At 67.2% G+C, this 21,810-nt stretch carries 16 protein-coding genes and 2 tRNA genes; 10 read left to right on the plus strand and 8 right to left on the minus strand.

Translation table 11 applies throughout. The features are described 5' to 3' along the window. Window positions 1-624 precede the first annotated feature (624 nt). The 4 genes from ABD768_RS26235 to ABD768_RS26250 form a co-directional block, all read right to left on the minus strand. The gene (locus tag ABD768_RS26235) at window positions 625-981 is read right to left on the minus strand and encodes a hypothetical protein (protein WP_344844937.1); all 357 of its coding nucleotides are present in this window, start codon (window positions 979-981) and stop codon (window positions 625-627) included. Between the two features lie 406 nt (window positions 982-1,387). Then, window positions 1,388-1,460: transfer RNA gene (locus tag ABD768_RS26240), tRNA-Arg, on the minus strand. Window positions 1,461-1,782: 322 nt separating this feature from the next. Next, entirely contained in the window at window positions 1,783-2,337 is a 555-nt protein-coding gene (locus ABD768_RS26245; RefSeq protein WP_343966993.1) for a hypothetical protein, read from the minus strand. 35 nt (window positions 2,338-2,372) lie between these two features. Continuing rightward, window positions 2,373-2,834, minus strand: a complete 462-nt coding sequence (locus ABD768_RS26250) for a cupin domain-containing protein (RefSeq protein ID WP_344844939.1) — start codon at window positions 2,832-2,834, stop codon at window positions 2,373-2,375. Window positions 2,835-2,916: 82 nt separating this feature from the next. Between ABD768_RS26250 and ABD768_RS26255 the strand changes: the two genes are divergently transcribed. The 4 genes from ABD768_RS26255 (at window position 2,917) to ABD768_RS26270 (ending at window position 6,916) form a co-directional block, all read left to right on the plus strand. Next, window positions 2,917-3,489: a hypothetical protein gene (locus tag ABD768_RS26255; RefSeq protein WP_344844941.1), complete on the plus strand. Its 573-nt coding sequence runs from the start codon at window positions 2,917-2,919 to the stop codon at window positions 3,487-3,489. Beyond that, the gene (locus ABD768_RS26260) at window positions 3,486-4,154 is read left to right on the plus strand and encodes a hypothetical protein (protein ID WP_344844943.1); all 669 of its coding nucleotides are present in this window, start codon (window positions 3,486-3,488) and stop codon (window positions 4,152-4,154) included. The genes ABD768_RS26255 and ABD768_RS26260 overlap by 4 nt, the downstream gene beginning before the upstream one ends. Before the next feature lie 330 nt (window positions 4,155-4,484). Continuing rightward, window positions 4,485-6,362: a phosphoenolpyruvate carboxykinase (GTP) gene (locus ABD768_RS26265; RefSeq protein ID WP_344844946.1), complete on the plus strand. Its 1,878-nt coding sequence runs from the start codon at window positions 4,485-4,487 to the stop codon at window positions 6,360-6,362. A gap of 140 nt (window positions 6,363-6,502) precedes the next feature. Continuing rightward, the gene (locus tag ABD768_RS26270) at window positions 6,503-6,916 is read left to right on the plus strand and encodes a PPOX class F420-dependent oxidoreductase (RefSeq protein ID WP_344844949.1); all 414 of its coding nucleotides are present in this window, start codon (window positions 6,503-6,505) and stop codon (window positions 6,914-6,916) included. Here ABD768_RS26270 and ABD768_RS26275 read toward each other — a convergent pair. After that, on the minus strand, window positions 6,913-7,896 hold the full coding sequence (locus ABD768_RS26275) for a LacI family DNA-binding transcriptional regulator (RefSeq protein WP_343966982.1): 984 nt from the start codon (window positions 7,894-7,896) through the stop codon (window positions 6,913-6,915). The two genes, ABD768_RS26270 and ABD768_RS26275, sit on opposite strands and share 4 nt — an antisense overlap. Window positions 7,897-8,023: 127 nt before the next feature. Here ABD768_RS26275 and ABD768_RS26280 point away from each other — a divergent pair, with 127 nt between their 5' ends. Next, entirely contained in the window at window positions 8,024-10,456 is a 2,433-nt protein-coding gene (locus ABD768_RS26280) for a beta-L-arabinofuranosidase domain-containing protein (RefSeq protein WP_344844953.1), read from the plus strand. Between the two features lie 60 nt (window positions 10,457-10,516). After that, window positions 10,517-11,410, plus strand: coding sequence for an LLM class flavin-dependent oxidoreductase (locus ABD768_RS26285; RefSeq protein ID WP_344844954.1), 894 nt, complete (start codon window positions 10,517-10,519; stop codon window positions 11,408-11,410). A gap of 487 nt (window positions 11,411-11,897) precedes the next feature. On the opposite strand, the gene ABD768_RS26290 is transcribed toward ABD768_RS26285, so the two are convergent. Continuing rightward, window positions 11,898-11,987 (minus strand) — tRNA-Ser (locus ABD768_RS26290). A gap of 236 nt (window positions 11,988-12,223) precedes the next feature. Here ABD768_RS26290 and ABD768_RS26295 point away from each other — a divergent pair. The 3 genes from ABD768_RS26295 to ABD768_RS26305 are packed head-to-tail and all read left to right on the plus strand — an operon-like array spanning window position 12,224 to window position 15,315. Beyond that, window positions 12,224-13,801, plus strand: a complete 1,578-nt coding sequence (locus ABD768_RS26295) for an LCP family protein (RefSeq protein ID WP_344844957.1) — start codon at window positions 12,224-12,226, stop codon at window positions 13,799-13,801. Between the two features lie 56 nt (window positions 13,802-13,857). Further along, window positions 13,858-14,316 carry a hypothetical protein gene (locus ABD768_RS26300; protein WP_344844959.1) on the plus strand — a complete coding sequence of 153 codons (459 nt, stop codon included), beginning with the start codon at window positions 13,858-13,860 and terminating at the stop codon, window positions 14,314-14,316. A gap of 39 nt (window positions 14,317-14,355) precedes the next feature. Further along, window positions 14,356-15,315, plus strand: coding sequence for an acetylxylan esterase (locus ABD768_RS26305; RefSeq protein ID WP_344844960.1), 960 nt, complete (start codon window positions 14,356-14,358; stop codon window positions 15,313-15,315). A gap of 66 nt (window positions 15,316-15,381) precedes the next feature. Here the strand turns inward: ABD768_RS26305 and ABD768_RS26310 are convergent, their stop codons facing one another. Beyond that, on the minus strand, window positions 15,382-16,248 hold the full coding sequence (locus tag ABD768_RS26310; protein WP_343966970.1) for a hypothetical protein: 867 nt from the start codon (window positions 16,246-16,248) through the stop codon (window positions 15,382-15,384). A gap of 230 nt (window positions 16,249-16,478) precedes the next feature. Between ABD768_RS26310 and ilvA the strand changes: the two genes are divergently transcribed. Further along, the gene (gene ilvA / locus ABD768_RS26315) at window positions 16,479-17,750 is read left to right on the plus strand and encodes a threonine ammonia-lyase IlvA (RefSeq protein ID WP_344844963.1); all 1,272 of its coding nucleotides are present in this window, start codon (window positions 16,479-16,481) and stop codon (window positions 17,748-17,750) included. A 34-nt stretch (window positions 17,751-17,784) separates the two neighbouring features. Here ilvA and ABD768_RS26320 read toward each other — a convergent pair whose 3' ends face one another. Next, complete coding sequence (locus ABD768_RS26320; protein ID WP_344844965.1) at window positions 17,785-21,744, minus strand: family 78 glycoside hydrolase catalytic domain; 3,960 nt, start codon at window positions 21,742-21,744, stop codon at window positions 17,785-17,787. Between the last annotated feature and the right edge of the window lie 66 nt (window positions 21,745-21,810).

Raw genomic sequence — 21,810 nt, forward strand, 5'->3', positions numbered from 1 at the left:
GTCCGGTTCCTTCGGCGGGAAGGCTGTTAGGAGTCGTCACCGTAGGTACCTACTGGCAAGCGTGCCCGAACCGGTCAGCGCGCTGCCGGTACAACTCGCCATCTCTTCTTGGCCTACAGAGCCAGCTGTCCAAACTCACGATGAGAGTCAGCAGAATCAACGTCACCGCGGCGGCGTGGGTGCCCAATTCTCGGAGAGTCGCACTCGGGACGTGATGACGGGGGCCGGTGTGCAGTCGATCAAGCGGGCGCAGCACGCGCGCCCAGGGTGGGTGGGAGCGGTCCGCGGAGCGGGTGACGGAGGAGCCCGCGTAGTGGGCCGCGTGGGGAGAACCACAGTCGGCGGAATGACAAAACCCCAGGTCATCCACCTGGTGATCTGGGGTTTTGCTGACGTGCTCGGAGGGGATTCAAACCCCAACCTTCTGACCCCGTGGTCGATTCCGCACTGTCCGCCGCTGGCAACTGCATGCCTCGACGCAGGTGCCGAACCACAGAATGTCCACGGCCGTTCGGTCCGATCCGAGGACCCTGATAGCAAGGCCCGCTAGCAAGTCCCTTGCCGAGCTGCTCACTGGCGAGTCCGCCAACCGCTTGACCGTATGGGTACGCGCGGGCTGAGCTGCTATGGCCGGAGTCGTTCCATTTGCGGGTCGTAGCAGACGAGCCCATGTGCGTGGGCAACGTCAGCGGCGAAGGCGCTGGCTTCCTCGGATCTGCTCCACCCCATTGGGAAGTACATGAACGGACCGACAATCTCCTCAACAAGGGGACCACTCGCCCAAGGGCTCTCATCGCCAGCCTCTTCGGTGATGTCTGGCCAGCGTGCGAGGAGCGCCTCGACGTAGGCGGTGAGGCGAGGTGAGGGGTGGGTGTCTTCCTCGTCCTCAACGTACTTCTCATACAAGGCTTGAAAGGTCGCGGCGGCTTCCTCATTGCTAGCAGGGCGGTCGCCTTCCCATACTGCGAGGTCATAGGACATGGCCGAGATCGTGGCACATGAGAGGGCGGGCCGTGATGACCATCGATGGAGGCGCTCGCCCAGCGGAGGGGCGGCCGCCCGTCATCCCGCAGTCGGGAGGCCATCGCCGGGGGCAATGCACTTGGCACTCGTGAAGAACCACCGAGGGCACTGCAGTTCTGCCTGTCGGGGTGGCGGGCCGCGGGAGCGGGAGTACCCGGCCGTGGGAGCCGCTCACCGACTACGAGGTGACGGGGTCAGGGTGCTGTTGATAAGCGGGCGCAGCACGCGCGCCCAGGGTGGGTGGGAGCGGTCCGCGGAGCGGGTGACGGAGGAGCCCGCGTAGTGGGGGCCGCGTGGGGGAATCACAGCACCCCGGAATGACAAAACCCCAGGTCATCCACCTGGTGACCTGGGGTTTTGCTGACGCGCTCGGAGGGATTCGAACCCCCAACCTTCTGATCCGTAGTCAGATGCTCTATCCGTTGAGCTACGAGCGCCGGACAACGAAGGGTAACGATACACGCGGGGTGGGGGTGGGTGCCAATCGGCTCCCTGGGGGGGCTTCGGGAGGGTGTCGTGGGCGGGGTGGCGAGGGTGTCGGCGGTGGGTCGGCCCGAGGTCGCCGGTGGGCTGGGTGAGCGTGGCGCGGGTGGGTCGGCCCGGGCGGCGGTGGGTCGGGTGAGGTGGCGCTCGTGGGTTCGGCGTTGGTGGCGCGGGTGGGTTCGGTGCGGGGTGCGCGCGGTGCGCGGGGTGGTTGGTGCGGCGTACCGGGGTCTATGGGTACGGCGTACCGGGGTCTATGGGTACGGCGTACGGGCGTTAGTTGAGGAGGGTTTTTACGGAGGTGCCGGAGTCGGTGAGTTTTTCGCCTAGGCCGGAGAGGGCTTCGCCGACCGAGGCGAGGATGCCGGAGAGGTCTTGGAGGTTGCCGGCCAGGCTTTCGATTTCGGTGGCTACGCCGCCGATGGAGCCGCTGCCGTCGTTGAGGCGCTTGGCGGCGGCGTCGCCGATGCCGGGGATCTTGTCGAGTTCGCCGGCCAGGCCAGCCAGCATGCCTGCGGCATCGTGGAGCTTGTCCTTGGCGGAGTTCATCGTGTTGGCGCTGCCGGTCAGGGCCTTGCGGGCGCCGCCTTCGCCGTCGTCGCCGACCAGGGCGCCGGCGGCTTTGGCTGCCTGTTCGCCGGCTTCGGCCAGGCCGGTACCGATCGTTTTCATCAGGTCCGGGAGGCGGCCGATGAAGCCGAGTGCGTCGTCGGGCAGGCCCTTGACCAGCTTCAGGAGTTTGTCGAAGTCGTCGGAGTTGTCCAGCACGAATCCGACGGCCTTTTTCACATCGCCGAGGTCACGTCCACCCAGCAAATCCCCAAGATCCATGCCGGGATGGTATTCCCCAAAGCCTGCCGAAAGGGTCAGAACTCAGCAGGTGTCGTCCGCTGTTCAGCCCGCAACTCGTTCAGCAGCGAGGGCGTGATCTCCACTCCGGACGCGGCAGCCGAAGCGACCGCCCGGAAGTAGTTCTCGTAGCCGGCTGGCGTGAACAGGGTCGTCAACCGAGCCACCGAGCTGCTCGCGTTCCGGTACCCATGCGCCTGCCCCCGCGGCACCGCCACGGAACCACCCGCGCCAACAGCCAGTACGCCGTCCGCCGTGTCGAACGTGACCTCGCCATCGGTCACCAGGAAATACTCCTCATGCCCGTGATGGACATGCGGCGCCGCCCCCAACGCACCGGCGGAGAGCACCGACTCGACCACGGACAAAGCGCCACCAGTCTGCGAACCCGAGATCCGCACGGTGAAGACGCCGAAGGGCAACTCGAGTACTTCGCCATCGCCGGGCGCGCCGACGACGATGTCCGGGAAGGAGGTCACCGTCGCAGCATAAGCAGGAACCAGGACCATCCCCCGAGCGTCAAAGGCGAGATCCGGGGGACAGAAAAGGGAGAAACGCTGCGTGGCCAGTGCACTTGTTCGCGGTACTGCGATCGCATGCGGCGTCGCCGCCGTCGCCGGCCTGGGCATCGGCATCGCCGTCGGCAAACCCGTCCGGCCGGCAGACGTCCAACCGGCACGCCTTCTCCCGAAGGACCTCTGCGCCCGACTCGGTGACATCTCAACTTTGTTGCCCAAAGCCACGACCGTCAAAGCGTTCACCCAGCTGGGCATCACCGAGATCACCTGCGCGATCGACGTCCCCGAGCAGACCCAGCCGACCTTCTCGGCCGCGTCGATCAAGATCAGGATCACCCCGTACGCCGGCCGCGAAGCGGGCCCAGGCCAGCCACCATCCACCCCACTGGAAGTCGCCAAACAGGCCTTCGCCCGCAAGCCGTGGCCAACCGTCCCCGACCGCCCGTACCCCACCAAGGTGGACAAGCACGTCGGCCAGGACGCTCGAGTCGCAGTGCTCGTCTACCGAGCGGACCTAACCGTCCAGGTCGACTACTCCGCCCACCCGATCGACCCGGCGACGGCGCAGCAGGCTGCCCAGGTACTGGCCGACCGGGCCATCTGGGAGAGCCAGTGAACCGCACGCCGGAGCTAACCGGCTACGAGCTCGACCAGCGCCTACTGGAGCACCCCCTCGCCGAGATCTGGCGCGGGCGCTCCTCCACCGGTATGGAGATCATCGCCCTCATCCTCAGCGAGCAGGGCGCAGCAGACGCACAGGTCCGCGAGAGGTTGACCAGAGCGAGCCGCATGGCAGCACTGGAGCCGCACCAGCACCAGACACCGCTATGGGCCGCTAACCTCACCACGGCCCGCCCATACGCCGTAACGGAGCTAGTGCCAGGGCAGTCAGGCGCCGAGCGACTCCTGGACCCACTGGACGGCCTACTGGGCAACGACGACGACTCACTGGACGCAGTACGCAGCCAACTAGCCCAGCAGTACGGCCCATTGCCGCCCACGGGCAGCTTGCCGGGCGGCGCGGGGAGTCTTCAGGAGGTACTTGGGGCATGGGTGGCGCAGGCGGCGCCACCCGGTGCAGTGATCAACGTCAGGCCCCGGGGCTGGTGGGCGAGGGCGATCGCCGTACTGGCCGTATTGGCCGTCTTCTGCGTTCTGTACTCCGTCGGCGCCAGCATCGGGGGCGAGGCCAAAGACCAGCCACCGGCTCCCGGGCAACTGGTCAGCCCAGCCCCGCTGCCGTCCCCAGGACTACTCCCAGCTACCCCCAAGCCCAAGTAAGTCCGCCGCTTCAGACCACTGACCGCCGCAAACCGGCCGCGTGAGCACCCCGCGGCCGGTCTTTTTTGCTGGGAAAGCCCTTGTCGGCGGAATTTTGTGACCGTCCTCACGTCCAGCCGGTTCTCAACACGCGCTCCGGTCGCGTACCGTTAGTACCACTTGCACACTGGTATACGCCCACTAGACGTACTGGTATGCGACAGATCACACCGCCAGCCAGCTGAATCGAACCGCCGGAGACCCCGGCGGCCGACGTCGTACCCGAACCTCAGCGTCGAGGGCCAGGGCAAAACGCCGGGACGATCGCGAGCGAGAGGGAATGAGCCGCCGATGACGACAACCGCCAGCCCTGCCCATACCGAGACTGCCCTCAGAGTCGAGAGCCCGCCGACCAGCGCAAGCGCCTACGACCTGAGCAACGCCCCGACTGAGCACCAGGGCCTGCTGGCCTGGGTTGCCGAGGTTGCCGAACTCACCCAGCCCGACGCGATCCACTGGGTCGACGGCTCGGACGCGGAGTACAAGCTGCTCACCGACGAGCTGATCGCCGGCGGCACGCTGGTCCGGCTCAACGACGAGAAGAAGCCGAACTCGTTCTGGGCCCGCACCGACCCCTCCGACGTCGCCCGGGTCGAGCAGCGCACGTTCATCTGTTCGATCGACGAGGCCGACGCCGGCCCGACCAACAACTGGATGGCGCCGGCCGAGATGAAGGCGCTGATGACGGAGCTGTACCGCGGCAGCATGCGCGGCCGGACCCTGTACGTCGTCCCCTTCTGCATGGGCCCGCTGACGGCCGAGAAGCCGATGTTCGGCGTCGAGATCACCGATTCGGCGTACGTCGTCGCGTCGATGCGGATCATGGCCCGTACCGGCTCCGAGGTCCTGCAGAAGATGGGTACCGACGCGAAGTACGTGCCCTGCCTGCACTCCGTCGGCGCGCCGCTCGCACCCGGTCAGAAGGATGTCCCCTGGCCGTGCAACGACGAGAAGTACATCGTCCAGTTCCCCGAGGAGCGGACGATCTGGTCGTACGGCTCCGGTTACGGCGGCAACTCGCTGCTCGGCAAGAAGTGCTACTCGCTGCGGATCGCGAGCGCGATGGCCCGCGACGAGGGCTGGCTGGCCGAGCACATGCTGATCCTCAAGCTGATCTCGCCGGAGAAGAAGGTCCACTACATCGCGGCCGCGTTCCCGAGCGCGTGCGGCAAGACCAACCTGGCCATGCTCGACCCGACGCTGGAGGGCTGGGAGGTCGAGACGCTGGGCGACGACATCGCCTGGATGCGGTTCGGCGAGGACGGCCGCCTGTACGCCGTGAACCCCGAGTTCGGCCTGTTCGGCGTCGCCCCCGGTACCGGCTGGAAGACCAACCCGAACGCGATGCGCACGATCGAGAAGGGCAACTCGCTGTTCACCAACGTCGCGCTGACCGACGACGGTGACGTCTGGTGGGAGGGCTACTCGCAGACCCCGCCGAACCACCTGACCGACTGGAAGGGCCGCGAGTGGACGCCGGAGTCCGGCGAGCTGAGCAGCCACCCGAACAGCCGGTTCTGCACACCGATCAAGCAGTGCCCGATCATCGCCGACGAGTACGAGGACCCCAACGGCGTACCGATCTCCGCGATCATCTTCGGCGGTCGTCGCGCGACGACCGTGCCGCTGGTGACCCAGTCCCGCGACTGGGACCACGGTGTCTTCATGGGTGCGACGCTGTCGTCCGAGACCACCGCCGCGGCGGTCGGCGAGGTCGGCGTCGTCCGCCGCGACCCGATGGCGATGCTGCCGTTCCTCGGCTACAACGCCGGCGACTACCTGAACCACTGGCTGACCGTCGGCAAGGAGCACGCCGCCGACAAGCTGCCGAAGATCTTCTACGTCAACTGGTTCCGCAAGGACGAGGCCGGCAAGTTCGTCTGGCCGGGCTTCAGCGAGAACGGCCGGGTGCTCAAGTGGATCATCGAGCGCCTCGACGGCACGGCTGACGCGGTCGAGACCCCGATCGGCCTCGTGCCGGCCGCGGACGCGCTCGATGTCACCGGCCTGGACCTCAGTCTCGAGGCCCTGCAGGTCGCGCTGAACGTCGACGAGGAGGAGTGGAAGGCCGAGCTCCCGCTGATCGAGGAGTGGTTCACCAAGCTCGGCGACAAGGTCCCGGCGACGCTCAAGCTCGAGCTCGACAACCTCAAGGCCCGGCTCGGCTGACGCCTTGACGGCTGAAACACCCCGTACTCCGACCAGCTGACCGGAAGCCAGCGCCGTCGGACTGCAGAAGCGCCCCGGCCGATCGGCCGGGGCGCTTCGCTTTCCTGTCGCCGACCCGGCCGCGAGGTTAGGTTGACCGCATGGAGATTCCGGGGAGTGTTCGGGAGTTGCTGGAGTCGGATGCGCTGGCGCATCTGGTGACGATCAATCCGGATGGGAGTCCGCAGGTTTCGGTGGTCTGGGTCGGGGTGGACGGGGACGAGATCGTCGCCGCGCACGTGCCCAACAACCGCAAGGTGCAGAACATCCGGCGGGACGGCCGGGTCGCGCTGTCGATCGAGACAGCTCGGCAGAATGCGATGGGCCTGACGGAGTACCTGGTGATCAGGGGGACAGCACGGATCACGGAAGGTGGTGCCGTGCCGTTGTTGCGAGAGCTGGCGAAGACCTACCAGGGGCCGGATGCCGACTTCCTGCCCGGTGACGATCTGCCGGCTGGGTACGTCACGCACATCACCGTCGACAAGATCTCGGGCGTCGGCCCCTGGGCCTAGGACATCCCGAGGGTCGATTCCCGTGGGATCAGGTGGGTGGGGAGTTCCAGTACGCCGTGATGCGGGTCGCCGGCGATGGCGTCGAGCAGCAAGGTCGCAGTACGGCGGCCGAGCTCCTCTAGTTGCAAGTCGACCGTCGTCAGCGGCGGACGGCTCGCCTCGGCCATGACCGACCAGTTGTCGTAGCCGGTGACGGCTATGTCGACTGGTACCGACTTGCCCAGCTCGCGGAGCCGGTCGCAGACACCACGGGCCAGCTGATCGCTTCCGCACGTGATGGCGTCGGGGGCGCTGCGCAGTAGCTGGTCGACCGACTGGCGGCCCCAGCGCTCGCTCCACTCACCGTAGAGAGGCTCACCGAGGAAGGCGCTGCCCGCCGCTTCGATCACTGCGTGAGCCCGCTCAGTGGCCGACCGGTGGTTGGCCGGACCGGTCACATGAGCGATCCGCTCGCGCCCGAGCCCTCGCAGGTGGGTGACGACAGATGCCGCGCCGCCGGCGTCGTCGACGATCACCGACGCGTCGTCCGGATCAGTGGACGCGGCAAGCGCATAGACAACCGGCAGCGGTACGTCGATAGGCCCGCGCGGCTCAGTACGCCGGCCGGTCACCACGATCCCGTCGACCCGCCGGGCGACCAGCGACCGTAAGTAGTGCTGCTCCCGCAGCGGATCGTCCCGGGTATCGCACAGAATCGTCGCCAGCTCACCCGCGCTCAGCACGTCCTCGACACCGCGCATGATCGGGATGCTGAACCGCCCCGAGCTGTCCGTGGTCAGCAACGCGACCGTGTACGTCCGCCCCGACGACAGCGCCCGCCCCCGGGTATCCGGCGTGAACCCGAGCTGCTCGGCCGCCCTGCGGACCCGCTCCCGCGTCGCCGGGCTGAGCTGGCCGGTGTTGTTGAGCGCCTTCGACGCGGTCCCTGCGGACACCCCGGCGAGCGCGGCCACGTCGACGATCCGCGCCTGCTGCCTCATCTTTTTCCTCCCGAGCCCTGCCGCAACGTCTGGCGACAGCTTAGTATCGATCGCGGAAAACGTGTGCCGTTTTTCCGCAATCAGTGTGATGCAACCCGCCCCGAACCATCACGCGAAAGGCTTCATCATGGTCGAAGGGATCCACCGTCGTGACTTCCTGCTCGCAACCGGCGGCCTGGCTGCCGGCATGACCGTCAACTCATCCGCCGCCCACGCCGCTACTCCCACTGCTCCTTTCGAGCCGCCTGCCGGTCGGGGCGGCCATTACGTCCCCAACCGTGCTCCCCTGCAACCAGTGCCCTTCCAGAAGCTCCCACCCGGCGCTATCGAGCCACGCGGCTGGCTGGCGCAGCAGCTCGACCTGCAGGTGAAGGGCCTCTGCGGACGGTACGACGAGATCTCCGACTTCCTCCCCTACGAGGGCAACGGCTGGGTCGACCCGTCGCAGGGTGCCTGGGAGGAGCTGCCCTACTGGCTCAGGGGGTTCGGCGACCTCGGATATGTCACCGGCGATACCGGCGTACTGACCAGGGCCGAGCGCTGGCTCAACGGGATCATCGCTACCCAGGCGCCTGACGGCTGGTTCGGCCCATCGCGATTGCGGACCTCGCTGGAGGGTGGGCCTGACTTCTGGCCGGGGATGCCGTTGCTGGCGGCCTTCCGGTCTTGGTACGAGTACAGCGGGGATGAGCGGGTTATCCCGTTCATGACGCGGTATCTGCAGTTCCAGGACGGGCAGCCGGCTGAGGTGTTCAACCGGTCGTGGGGCGCGTACCGGTGGGGTGACAACATCGACAGCGCCTACTGGCTCTACAACCGGACCGGCGACGAGTGGTTGCTCGACTTGGTCGGCAAGATGCACTCGGGCTCGGCCGACTACGTCAACGGCATCCCTACCTGGCACAACGTCAACCTGGCGCAGGGGATCCGGGAGCCGCTGCAATACGGGTTGCTCAGCGGCGATCCTGCGCACAGCGCAGCGACGTACCGGAACTACGCGACGATCATGGGGCTCTATGGCCAGTTCCCGGGCGGTGGGTTCGCTGGGGACGAGAACTCGCGACCTGGGTTCGGTGATCCGCGGCAGGGCTTCGAGACGTGCGGGATCGTCGAGCTGATGCACACGTTCGAGATGCTGACTCGCTTTACCGGTGATACCTCCTGGACCGACCGGTGCGAGGAATTGGCCCTCAACCTGCTCCCTGCCTCGTATGACGAGCAGCAGAAGGTCCTGCACTACATCACGTCCGCCAACAGCATCCAGCTGGACGACGGGGTGAAGCATGGGCAGTTCCAGAACGGCTTTGCCATGCAGGCTTACAAGTACGGGGTGCATCAGTACCGGTGCTGCCCGCACAACTACGGCATGGGCTGGCCGTACTACGCGCAGGAGCTGTGGCTGGCTACTACCGACAACGGGCTCGCCGCCTCTATGTATGCCGCCAGCAAGGTCACAGCGAAGGTAGGAGCAGCCGGTACTACGGTAAGCATCGTCGCGGACACCGACTACCCGTTCGGGGACGCCATCACGCTCACCGTAACCGGCAGTGCTCGATTCCCCTTGTATCTAAGGGTTCCTGGCTGGGCAGCGGAGTTCACTGTCACGGTTAACTCGGTTAAGACCCCGGCGCGAGCCGAGGGCGGCTGGGTCAAGCTGGATCGCGCCTGGCGCTCCGGTGACCGGGTGAAGCTTGTCCTGCCGATGCGGACGACCACCCGGACCTGGTCCGCCAACCAGGGCGCCGTGTCGGTCTCTCGTGGCCCGCTGACGTATTCGCTGGCTATCGAGGAGCGCACCGAGGTCATCGGCGGTACGCCGGAGTGGCCGGAGCTAGCCGTCTATCCAGAGTCCCCCTGGAACTACGGCCTGGTCGCCGGCAGCAGCTTCGACCTGGTACGCCGTACTGTCCCGCGCGACGCCAATCCGTTTACCCACGCCGGTACGCCACTGCTCTTGAAAGGGTCGGCTCGACGCATCCCCCAGTGGGAGGCGGACAGCGAGGACGTGGTCGGGCTACTGCAGGCCAGCCCGGCGCGGTCCACGCAGCCGGTGGAGCAAGTGACGCTGGTGCCGATGGGGGCGGCTCGGCTGCGCATCACCTCCTTCCCGTCGGTTGCTGCCAGGGGTGCTGAGTGGCGGTACCGCACTCGGGTGACCGCGTCGCATGTCAACGACGGGGACTCGCTGGAGGCGGTCGACGACGGGCGTACTCCGTCGTCGTCGGCTGACACGTCCATACCGCGCTTCACCTGGTGGGATCGGCGGGGGACGACCGAGTGGATCCAGTACGACCTGCGGGCGGTACGGGTGGTCTCTGGGGTGTCTGCGTATTGGTTTGACGACACTGGGTTCGGCGCCTGTCGGATGCCGGCCGCATGGCGGGTGCTGTGGCTTGACGGTTCCACGTGGCGAGAGGTGGTGGGCTCATCGGCGTACGGGGTGGAGCGAGATCGGGCCAACTCGGTTTCGTTTGCTCCCGTACGGGCGCAGTACCTGCGTGTGGAGGCGGTACTGAGGCCGGGCTTCTCCGGTGGGCTGCTGGACCTGGCCTTCAGCTGACCGGTCTGCCCGCCGCAGATTGGGGGCGCGGATCGGCGGCGGGCGGATTAGGTTGGCGAGATGAAAATCGGAGTGATGCTGCCGGTCGGTGGGAACGACGGACCGACCGGAGGGATGCCGACCTGGGCGGATGTCAAGGCGATGGCGGTCGCGGCGGACGAGGCTGGGCTCGACTCGGTGTGGCTGGCTGATCACTACTTCTACAAGGCGCCCGACGAGACTGTTTACGGGATGCATGAGTCGTGGACGCTGCTGAGTGCGGTCGCTGCGGTGACCTCGCGGGTGGAGCTGGGCAACATGGTGCTCTGCTCGTCGTTCCGGGACCCGGGGCTGACGGCGAAGATGGCGGCGACGCTCGACCTGGTGTCGGACGGGCGGCTGATTCTTGGGGTGGGCGCTGGTTGGCACGACCCGGAGTACGAGGCCTTCGGTCTGCCGACTGATCACCGGGTCGCGCGGTTCGAGGAGTGGCTGGAGATCGTCGCCCGGCTGCTGCGGCACGAGACGGTGACGTTCGACGGTACGTACCACCGCGTTCAGGACCTGGCGCTGCAACCGCCGCCTGCGCGCCAGATCCCGCTCCTGGTCGCAGCCCGCCGCCCCCGCATGCTCGACCTCACCGCGAAATGGGCCGACCAATGGAACACAGCCTGGTTCGGCCAGGTAGACGACACGGTCCGAAGCCGCCTCGACGACATGCGGTCCGCCATAGCCAAGACCGACCGCCCCACCGACTCCGTCGAGCTAACCGTCGGCATCACCGTCACAGACCCCGACCAGCCCTCCGTCACCGAGCCAGAAGCAACCACCCTCAACGGAACAGTCGAGGAACTGGCCCAGTCATTCAAAGAATACGAATCCCTAGGCGTAACCCACCTGATCGCCGCCACCGAACCAATGACCACCCGCTCAACCCACCGCCTGGCGGAGGCCAAAAACCTAGCCTTCGGCTAACCACCAGTACGCCCGCCGACCTCACCCCGTACGCCGTACCCAGCTCGTGGCGCTGCGCGCCACCTCGCCTTCGCCTGGATGCTGACGGCACCTAGTCCTTCGAAGCCGATCAGCCCATGGAGTGGACCTGATCGGCCCGGTATGGCCCGGACGGGACGTGTCGTCGAGGGCGGCGAGCCGTGAACGTGCCTACCGACAGGACGTAGTGCTCGTTTTCGGGCTGACCAGCACCTCCGTGAGCGTGCGGCTCAATTGAGTAGCCGACTATGTCCTGTCGGTAGGTACACGACCCTCGGGTTCTGGCGGCCGGTTCTCCAGAGCTACCGATGGCCGGCTGAGCCCGTGGCGCAGGCTCAGGGCTGCTGGTTTGGTCGCCTGGCGCCGCGCTTGGTGTGTGGTGGCGGTCCGGGGCCGGGTGGCGCCGCGAGATGGGTGGGGAAAAGCAGAGAGCCGCCTCGCCTTGCGGCTGGGCGGCTCTCGGGTAGTGCGGAGGCGGAGGGATTTGAACCCTCGAGAGGGGATTACCCTCAACCCGCTTAGCAGGCGGGCGCCATCGACCGGACTAGGCGACGCCTCCTCCGTTGCGTCATAGTGCGACGCGACGACGGCCAAGACTATCCGGACAACCGGTCCGGCAGCAAAGTGGGGCCGGATGGCCGTCTTGGGGAAGGGTTTCGTTCACCTGTAACCTGGCCGAATCGACGGGGGTCGTAACGTGACGTCAACCAAGGAGGCCGTGTCGGCGTCTGATGTACAGGGGACCTACTCTGACGGTCCCGCACGCCGCCACGTCGTCGATCAGGGAACGGAGCCATGACGCGGAGTACTCGCGCAGCTGGACGCAGGTCCGCGCCTCGCGCCAACCGTTCCCGGCAACCTGCCCAGCGGGCCTTCCGCACCCGGACCGTCTCCAAGGCCCTCGGCCTGACGCTGCTCAGTGCCCTGATCCCCGGCCTCGGCTTCGTCATGGGCGGCCGAAAAAAGCTCGGCGCGTTCGTGATCACCCTGTACGCCGGCCTGCTGCTGCTCGCCGCGTACGTCGCCCTCACCCAGCGTGGCGCCATCGTCGACCTGGCCGTCGACCCGAGCCGCCTGCTGTTGGCCACCGGCGGCGTCCTGGTGATGGGCTTCATCTGGATCTGCATCGTCGTCTCCAGCCACAAACTGCTCCGCCCGATCAGCCTGACCTCGGTCGGCCGGTTCACCGGCTCGGCCTTCGTCGGGCTGCTCTGCTTCGGCATCGCGGTCCCGACCACCTTCGCCGCGCAGACCGTGATGGCCCAGCGCGACCTGGTCGGCAGCGTCTTCAAGTCCGAGAAGGACTCCAAGAGCGCCACCCGGCCGAACGTCGACAAGAAGGACCCGTGGGCCAAGAAGCCCCGGCTCAACATCGTCCTGCTCGGCGCCGACGACGGCGTCGGCCGCGAGGGCACCCGGACCGACACGGTGATCGTCGCCAGTATCGACACCAAGACCGGTGACACCGCGCTGATCTCGCTCAGCCGGAACTGGATGCGGATGCCGTTCCCCGAGGACTCCCCGCTGCACGAGAAGTACCCGGACGGGTACTACGACCCGAGCGGCCCGGCCGAGCAGCCGGAGTACTACCTCGACTCGATGTACGACAACATCCCGAAGAAGTACCCGGGCCTGCTGGGCCCGACCGACAACATGGGCGCGGACGTGCTCAAACTGTCGGCCGGCGCTGCCCTCGGCCTCGACATCGACTACTACATGCAGGTCAACCTCAAGGGCTTCGAGCAGATCATCGACGCCCTCGGCGGGATCACCGTCAACATCAACTACAAGGTGCCGATCGGTGGCGACTACGGCGCCGGCCCGGGTTCGAACACGGCCCGCAAGCCGTCCGGCTACCTGCAGCCCGGCCCCAACCAGAAGCTCAACGGTCACGACGCCCTCTGGTTCGCCCGCGGCCGATACGGCCTGAGCGACCCGTCCCGGCAGGAGCGGCAGCGCTGCACGATCCACGCGCTGGTCAACAGCGCCAGCCCGGCCGCCCTGGTGACGAGCTACAACCAGATCGCCGCGGCCGGCAAGCAGCTGCTGCGCACCGACATCCCCGGCGACATCCTGGGTGACTTCATCGAGCTCGGCCTCAAGGTGAAGAACGCCAACGTCACCAACGTCGACCTGGACAAGTCGAAGAACTTCCCGACCGGCCAGAACCCGAACTACGAGGCGATGCGCGAGCTGGTCCAGAAGGCGATCCAGCCGAAGACCAAGCCGGTCGCCTCCACCCCGTCGAACAAGCCGTCGACCTCGACCACGAAGAAGCCGGGCAAGAAGCCCACCACGGCCAAGCTGCCGGCCGGCCAGCCGCAGAACCTCGCCGACGCCTGCGCCTACGACCCGACCCAGACCGGCAACTGACGGACTCGACCGGACCCGCCATCCGAGTCGGTGGCGGCGGTTGAGATCCTGGGTGGATGCGTACGACGTACCGGATGCGGCCGGGGCGGTTCCTCGGGGTTCCGGCTGCTGGGTTGATTCTGCTGGGCGTGGCGGCGGTGCTCTGGGGTATCGGGGTGCCGGCGGCCGCAGTGGCCGTGTTCGGCGTACTGGGCGGGCTCGTGGTGCTGGCTGGGCTGTGGATCCTCGCCTGGCCGCCGGTGCTGCTCAGGCTGGGGTCCGACGACGTCCAGGTGCGCGGGCTGCGGACCGATTGGAAGGACATCACCGAGGTCGGCCGGACGGGTACTACGCAAGGTCAGGCGATCATCCTGCGCACCAAGCAGCAGGAGCACTCGGTGCTGATCCCCGTGCACTGGCTCGTACCGGCGCGGGTGGACAAGCTCGAGACCGAGCTGCGGGAGCGGCTCAACACGGCCAACGGCTACAAGATCTGGGACGGTACTGCCGCCGAACCTGCCGACCCCGCAGAATGAAGGTCGTTCGTTTGACCTGACAAAGGGAGTCCGGAGACCGTGCTGTCGTTCGAGATGTCGTCCGAGGAACTGCTCGCCTACCAGGGGACCAACCCCCGGCCGGCCGATTTCGACGAGTTCTGGGACAAAGGCCTGGCCGAGCTGGCCGGTACCGACCCGGAGACCGAGTTCGCCCCGGCGACAGACTTCCCGCTGCCGTTCGCGCAGGCCGAGCATCTGTACTTCACCGGCACCGGCGGCTACCGCGTGCACGCCAAGGTGATCCGCCCAGCCAACCCCGAGGGTCCGGCCGTCCTGATGTTCCACGGGTACGGCGGTGAGCAGCCGAACTGGGTCGACCTCCTCCCGTACGCCGCCCGCGGGTTCACCGTCGCGGCTCTCGACGTCCGCGAGCAGGTCGGCTACCGCAGCGACACCCAACAGCCGAACAGCTTCTCGCTCCGCAACCACCTCGTCGAGGGTCTGGACGGCGGCCCCGAGACGCTGCTGTACCGGCACGTCTTCCTGGACACCCGGCGCCTCGCCGACATCATCGGTGCCCTGCCCGGGGTCGACCCGGCCCGGATCGGCACGACCGGCTGGAGTCAGGGCGGCGGCCTCAGCCTGGTCACCGCGGCCCTGACGCCGACCATCAAGTACACGGCGAGCGTGTTCCCGTTCCTGGCCGACTACCAGCGCGCGTGGGAGCTCAACCTCGACAAGGGCCCGTACAACGAGATCACCACCTGGTTCAAGAAGCGCGACCCCAGGCACCTGCGCGAGCAGGAGGTGTTCACGACGCTCGGCTACATCGACCTACAGCACCTGGCAGCCCGGATCCAGGCCGAAGTTACGCTCTACTCCGGCCTGGAAGACCAGACCTGCCCACCGTCGACGCAGTACGCGGTCTACAACAAGCTGACCGGCCCGAAGCAGCACCGCACCTACCCTGACCTCGGCCACGACGACCTTCCGGGCGCCCACGACGAGATCTTCCAGCTGCTCAGTCAGAAGCTCTGAAACCCTCGGTAGCCCCGCAGTACCCGCCTCCACCTTTTAGGTGAGTACTGCGCGGCCGCCTTGGCGTCAGTTCGCCTCTTTACCGACCCAGTAGTGCCAGGGTGGAGAAGCCACTGGAGACCGGGTCAGACCGTCCGGCCAGGTCGCCGGCAGATCATGACTCCGAGCTGCGTACAAAATCACCTCCGATGCGGTCCGGTCGCCGCGGACGGCGACTCGTGCGGCTGTCTCGGCCCGCATGTCCGCCAGGTAGTGGATGGCGGGCAGGAACTCGGCGCTCAGCCGGGGACTCAGCCGGCCGACGGGCTCGTCGTCCAGCCTGATCTCCACCACCATCTGGTGCCGCTCCTGGAACCCGTCCACCTCCTCGACGGCGATCATCGTCCCGTACGCCCAGCACTCGCCTTCCGGCCGGAAGAACGGTGTGAGGACGTCCGGATGGACCTCACTGCCCGGCACTACGATCCCGCTGCCCGGTGGCAGCAGGTGGTAGCTCCCGGGCGGTGGCAGGTTGACCGGGACCAGCATGTGCGGCTGGCCCAGGGCGACGGCGACGCTGGCGTGGAACTCGGTGCCGTTGTCCCCCTTGCCCTCCCAATCGGCGGGCTCCCATTCACTGACCCACAAGTGGCACGGCACCTGCGGTTGCAGGCCCTGCGCCACCAGTTCCGACAGCACCGGGTGGTACCGGTGCGCATCGTCCCTCGGCAAGTAGCCGACCACACTTCCCTGCACCCGAACAGCGATCGAGCGAGGGTCGAAGCGGTTCCGCGGTTCTGGGACCAAGTCCGCGGTGGTGTCCAAATCTGCGCCGCGCGCCGGGATCGGATCAGGAAACAGCCGACGGATCGCCTGCTCGTGCGGAGCCTCCCGCACGACTTCCTGCCCACACCACAACGCATCTCCCCACAGACTGAACGGAATCGATTCCATCTCTGCCCTCCAGTCCCCGTTGACCGGTTTACTCGGCTCATCCCGTCCAGACCCCTGGCCGTTACACCGAGTGAGCGTATGAGAACTAGACTGCCCAGGCCGGACCCGTTTCACGCATGAATCAAGGACCTGTTGCGCAACAGTGTTGTACGGTCCGAACTCTGGACGCGGCGTGTCTTGTGGAGCGAGCAAATCGGAGAAGATCGTGCAAATGCACGGGAAGGAACGTCATGCAGGGGAGTCATTCAGTTGCTTCAAGCACGGTTGACGCGGCCCAGATCGAGGCTGCCGTCGAGCGGCTCGACGGGATCGCGGTCCGTACTCCGCTGCAGCGCAACCCGCGACTCTCCGCACGCACGGGCGCTGACGTCTGGCTGAAGCGCGAGGACCTGCAGATCGGCCGTTCCTACAAGCTGCGCGGGGCGTACAACCTGATCGCCCAGCTCGACGAGTCCGCGAAGAAGGCCGGTGTCATCTGCGCGAGTGCCGGCAACCACGGCCAGGGCCTGGCGTACTCGTGCCACACCCTCGACGTCCACGGCCGCGTCTACGTTCCCCGTACTACGCCACGCCAGAAGCGGGACAGGATCGCGGCACTCGGCGGCGACCAGGTCGAGGTGATCGTGACAGGCGACACCTATGACGACGCGGCCGCTGCCGCACTGGCTGAGGCGGAGGCCACCGGCGCGACGCTGGTGCCCGCCTTTGACGACCCCAGAACCGTTGCAGGGCAGGGCACGGTGGCCATCGAGATCCTGGAGCAGCTCGGCCAGGTCCCGGACGTATTGGTCGTCCCGGTGGGAGGTGGCGGGCTGATCGCCGGCGTGGCGACTTGGCTCGCGCAGCGGCATCCCGGCGTACGGGTTGTGGGCGTGGAGCCTGGTGGGGCAGCAAGTATGGCTGCTGCGTTGGCTGCCGGCTCGCCAGTGACGCTGCCACAGTTGGACAGCTTCGTGGACGGCGCTGCGGTACGCCGGGTCGGTGACGTGACGCTTCCCTTGGTGTCGGCCGCTGGGGTGGAGATGGTGTCCGTGCCCGAGGGGTTGGTCTGCTCGGAGATGCTGGAGCTGTACCAGACCGACGGGCTCATCGCTGAGCCCGCCGGCGCCTTGTCTGCGGCGGCTCTGGGCAACGGGGTCGAGATCAAGCCGGGCCAGACTGTCGTGTGCCTGCTCTCCGGCGGGAACAACGATGTCAGCCGGTACGGCGAGATCCTCGAGCGATCCCTTGTCCACAAGGGACTCAAGCACTATTTCCTGGTGACCTTCCCCCAGGAGCCGGGAGCTTTGCGGCAATTCCTCGACGACGTGCTCGGGCCTGACGACGACATCACCCTGTTCGAGTACGTGAAGCGCAACAACCGGGAGACCGGTGTCGCCCTCGTCGGCATCGAGATCGGCCGCCCCACTGACCTCACCGGTCTGCTCGACCGGATGGAGGCGGCCCCTCTCGACATCGAACGCATCAAGCCCGACTCCGCCGAGTTCCGCTACCTGATCTAGCGTCCGGCGCCGGAGCGCCGGACGCTAGATGCGATCAGGGCGTCGGCAGCGACCAGACGTCCGCGATGGACGGGTCGTAGCCGGAGGCGGTCGCGTTGTGCTGGATCCTCACCCGGACGGTCGGGCTGGTCAGCAGCGTCGGGTCGTCGACGACGAACTGGTAGGTCTGCAGTCCGGCGCCTGGGCTGCTGATCACCCGATGCTTGACGACCTTTCCGTTGACCAGCACCTCGTAGTCCTTCGTCTGCGCCTTGTCGTAGGTCTCCACCAACCGCATGACGAACGGCTGGCCGGCCGTGATACCGAGGTTGAACTCGAACCATGCACCGGGCACGAACATCCCCGCGTACCGTCGCGTCCGCCCAGCCTCAACGGTCGTCCCCGACGACGGAGCCGCCGTCAACGAGTGCGCCGACTCGGACGCCATCACGCCGAGATCCACATAGTCGATGGCGTTGCCCGGCTCCAGCGACTCATTCACCGTGAAGCCGATCGCCGGCGCCACCGCATCGAGGAACTTCACCCCGAACGACACTGCACCGGCATTCACAGCAACCGGTACTGCGATGCGCGCCGTGACCGTGGTCTGCGTGCCCGGTGCCAAGGTCACGGACTCCGTCGTCGGCGCCGTCCAGCCCTCCGGTACGGTCACCTCGAGCTTGCCGGTGACCGGGGCCGTCGAGCGGTTCTTCACCACGGCCGTCAGAGTCGCGGTCGAACCGGGCTCTCCGGCGGCCGGCGAGCCGGTCACGCTGAGCCGGATCGGCGCCGGCTCGACCACGAACCTGTAGGTGCCCGACGCAACCGTCATCGCGACGGTCGAGCCCTCGTCGACCACATTGCTCACGTGATCGGCACCCGTCAGCGGATTCCCGCTCTCGGTGACAGCGCCGATGTTCGGCGCCGGGATCCGTACGGTCGCCGTGGTGTTGGCCGGCACGGTCACGTCCAGCGTCAGACCGTACTCGGTCGTGCCCTTCCAGCGGCTGGCGATTTCGCCGTACGGGGTCTGGTACCGGTAGTCGGACGAGTCGATGCCGTTGCCCGGCGTCGGAGCGATCAGCGCCTTGCGGTAGCCCGGCTCGGCGGCCGAGACGCCGGCCAGCGAGCGATACATCCACTCGCCGACAGCGCCGTACGCGTAGTGGTTGAAGGAGTTCATCCCGACGTCGTTGAAGGTGCCGTCCGGGTTGATCGAGTTCCAGCGCTCCCAGACCGTGGTCGCGCCCTTGCCGATCTCGTAACCCCAGGACGGGTAGGAGGTGTTCTGCAACAGCTTGTACGCGAGGTCGGAGCGGCCGATCTTGGTGAGCACCGGCAGCAGCCCGTCGACCCCGAGGAAGCCGGTCGACAGGTGAGTGTCACGGCGCAGGATCGTGTTGGCGAAGTGCTCGCCGGCCGCGGTGACCTTGTCGGTCGGGACCAGGTCATTGGTGAAGGCGAGGATGTAGCCGGTCTGGCTGTCCGTGCCCACCGTGCCGTCTGCCGCGACGAACCTCGCCTGGAACGCAGCCTTGGTGTCCTCGTAGACCTTCTGGTACTTCGCTGCGTCGGCCTGGTTGCCGATCGCGGCCGCCATCTGGCTCAACTGGCGCGAGCCCTTGGCGATGAACGACGTACCGATCAGGTCGCCCGGGGTCGGGTCGTCGAGGTTCAGCCAGTCGCCGTAGTCGCCGCCACCGCGGATGAGCCCGTTGGAGCTGGCGACGAGGTAGTCGACGTACCGGCGCATCGAGTCGTAGTGCTGGTTGATGACGGAGGTATCGCCGTATGCCTGCCAGAGTGTCCACGGCACGTTGACGCCCGCGTCGGCCCAGCCTGCATTGCCGAGACCGCCGTCGAACGAGTTGGGCACGGTCGGCGCGACGCTGGCGTAGGCGCCGTTGGCCGCTTGGCTGTCGCGGAGATCCTGCAACCACTTGGTGAGGAAGGCCTGCGAATCCAGGTTGTAGACGGCGGTACGGGCGAACACGTTGATGTCACCCGTCCAGCCCATCCGCTCGTCGCGGGCCGGGGTGTCGGTCGGGATCGAGAGGAAGTTGCCGCGCTGTCCCCAGACGATGTTGCTGTGCAGCTTGTTCACCAAGGCCGAGTTGGTGATGAAGCTGCTGGTCTTGGCTCCGTCGGTGCCCATCACGACGCCGGTGATGGCGCTGGCCGGTGGGGCGGTGGGTAGGCCGCTGAGCTCGATGTACCGGAAGCCGTGGAAGGTGAAGCGCGGCTGGTACGTCTCGGGGCCGCTGGTGGCGAAGGTGTAGCGGTCGGTGGCCTTCGCGCTGCGGAGGTTGTCGGTGTAGAGGGTGCCGTCGGGGTTGAGCACCTCGCCGTACCGGATCTTGACGGTCTGGCCGGGGGTGCCGGTCAGCTTGAAGTTGCCGACGCCGACCATGTTCTGGCCGAGGTCGTAGAGGTAGACGCCGGGAGTGGGCGACGCGATCGCCTTGGCCTGCAGCTCTCCGGTGACCCGGACAGGCTGGTCGGTTTGCTGGGCCAGCTTGGACGTCGCGCTCGGCCGGACCTGGACCGGCGTCCAGTCGGTCGGGGTCTTGCGGGCGTCGTAGGTCTCGCCGTTGAGCAGATCAGCAGCCTGTACCGCGCCTGGCGCGGTCTCCCAGCTCGAGTCAGTGGCGAACACGTCGGTCGTGCCGTCGGTGTAGGTCACCCGGAGCTGGGCGGACAGGGCAGTCTGGCTGCCGTACTTGTTGGAGCCGAACATCGCCACGTTGCCGGCGAACCAGCCGTTGGCCAGCTCGGCGCCGATCGTGTTGCTGCCCTTGGTGATCAGCTTGGTGACGTCGTAGCTCTGGGACTGGATCCGGTGCGCGTAGTCGGTCCAGCCGGGAGCGAGGTGCTGGTCGCCGACCTTCTGGCCGTTGAGGCTCAGTTCGTAGATGCCTTGCGCGGCGGCGTACATCCGGGCCTTGGCGATCCTCTTGGGCAGAGTGATGTTCTTGCGGAAGACGGGGACGGCCTTGCCGGGGAGCCAGAGGTCGGTGGTGCCCTTGACCTCTAGGCCGCCGGTGGGGAGGACCGTGCCGTCGGGGAAGGTCTGGTCGCCGCTGGGGAAGGCCGTGTCGATGAGCTGTTTGCCGGCGGCGTTGGTGACCTTGAGGGTGTGAACGACACCTGCCTCGACGCCGTTGGTGCGGAAGCCGACCAGGCCGGGGGCGTCGTGGTCGGAGCGGTCGCGCTGGTCGACCTGGGTGTTGTTGATCCAAGTGGTGATCGTGTGGCCCGCGACGGTGATCTTGAGGTGGTTGCGCTGCTTGAGGTTGACGCCGTTGAGCGGGATCTCACCGAGCAGGCTGTAGCCGGTGGCAAGCTTCACGTGCGGGCGGAGGAGGGGACGGGCGTCGTTCTCCTGGTTGAGCTGCCACATGTAGCCGTTGCCACCACGGCCGCGGAAGAAGAAGCCGAGCGCGTCCTTGGTGAGGGTGACGTCGGCGTCGATCGTGTAGTCGGTCCACTCCGCGCCGGGCTGGCTGTCGGCGCCGATCCAGTCGCCTTGCCAGTCCTCGGGCTTGAGGTTCGCCGTCTCGAAGGTAGCGACTGGGGACCAGGCGGATGCGGTGCCGGTGTCGTCCCAGACCCGCACCTGCCAGAAGTACTGGGTGTACGGGGTCAGGCCTGGCCCGGCGTACGCGACGTCGACCGAGCGGTCGTCGGTGACGACGCCGCTGCTCCAGATGTCGGGATCCGCGGTCTTGGCGGCTGTCGAGGCGACGTGGACCTCGTACTTCGTCTGCGCGGCTCCACGACGGCTGGAGTCAAGCTGCCAACTCAGCCGAGGTGCACCTGGCGCGATCCCCAGTGGGTTGGTGAGGCTGTTGGTCCGCAGGCTGCCCACGGTCGTAGGCCCCGGGGCTGTCGTGCCCGCCGTGGCTGCAGCGTCCGGGGTGGTAGCCGATGGCGGCGGCGCGGCTGTCGCCGGCAGGAGCGGACTGATCAAGACGGCGGCAGCCACCAGGCTGCCGATGCGTAAACGGAGAGACATCTGGACGGACTCCTCGAGATTCGGGCGGGATCTTCTGACGGAGCACGGCACTCGGTAGAGGCGAGG

This window comes from Kribbella ginsengisoli, assembly GCF_039537185.1.
GTDB classification, from domain to species: domain Bacteria; phylum Actinomycetota; class Actinomycetes; order Propionibacteriales; family Kribbellaceae; genus Kribbella; species Kribbella koreensis.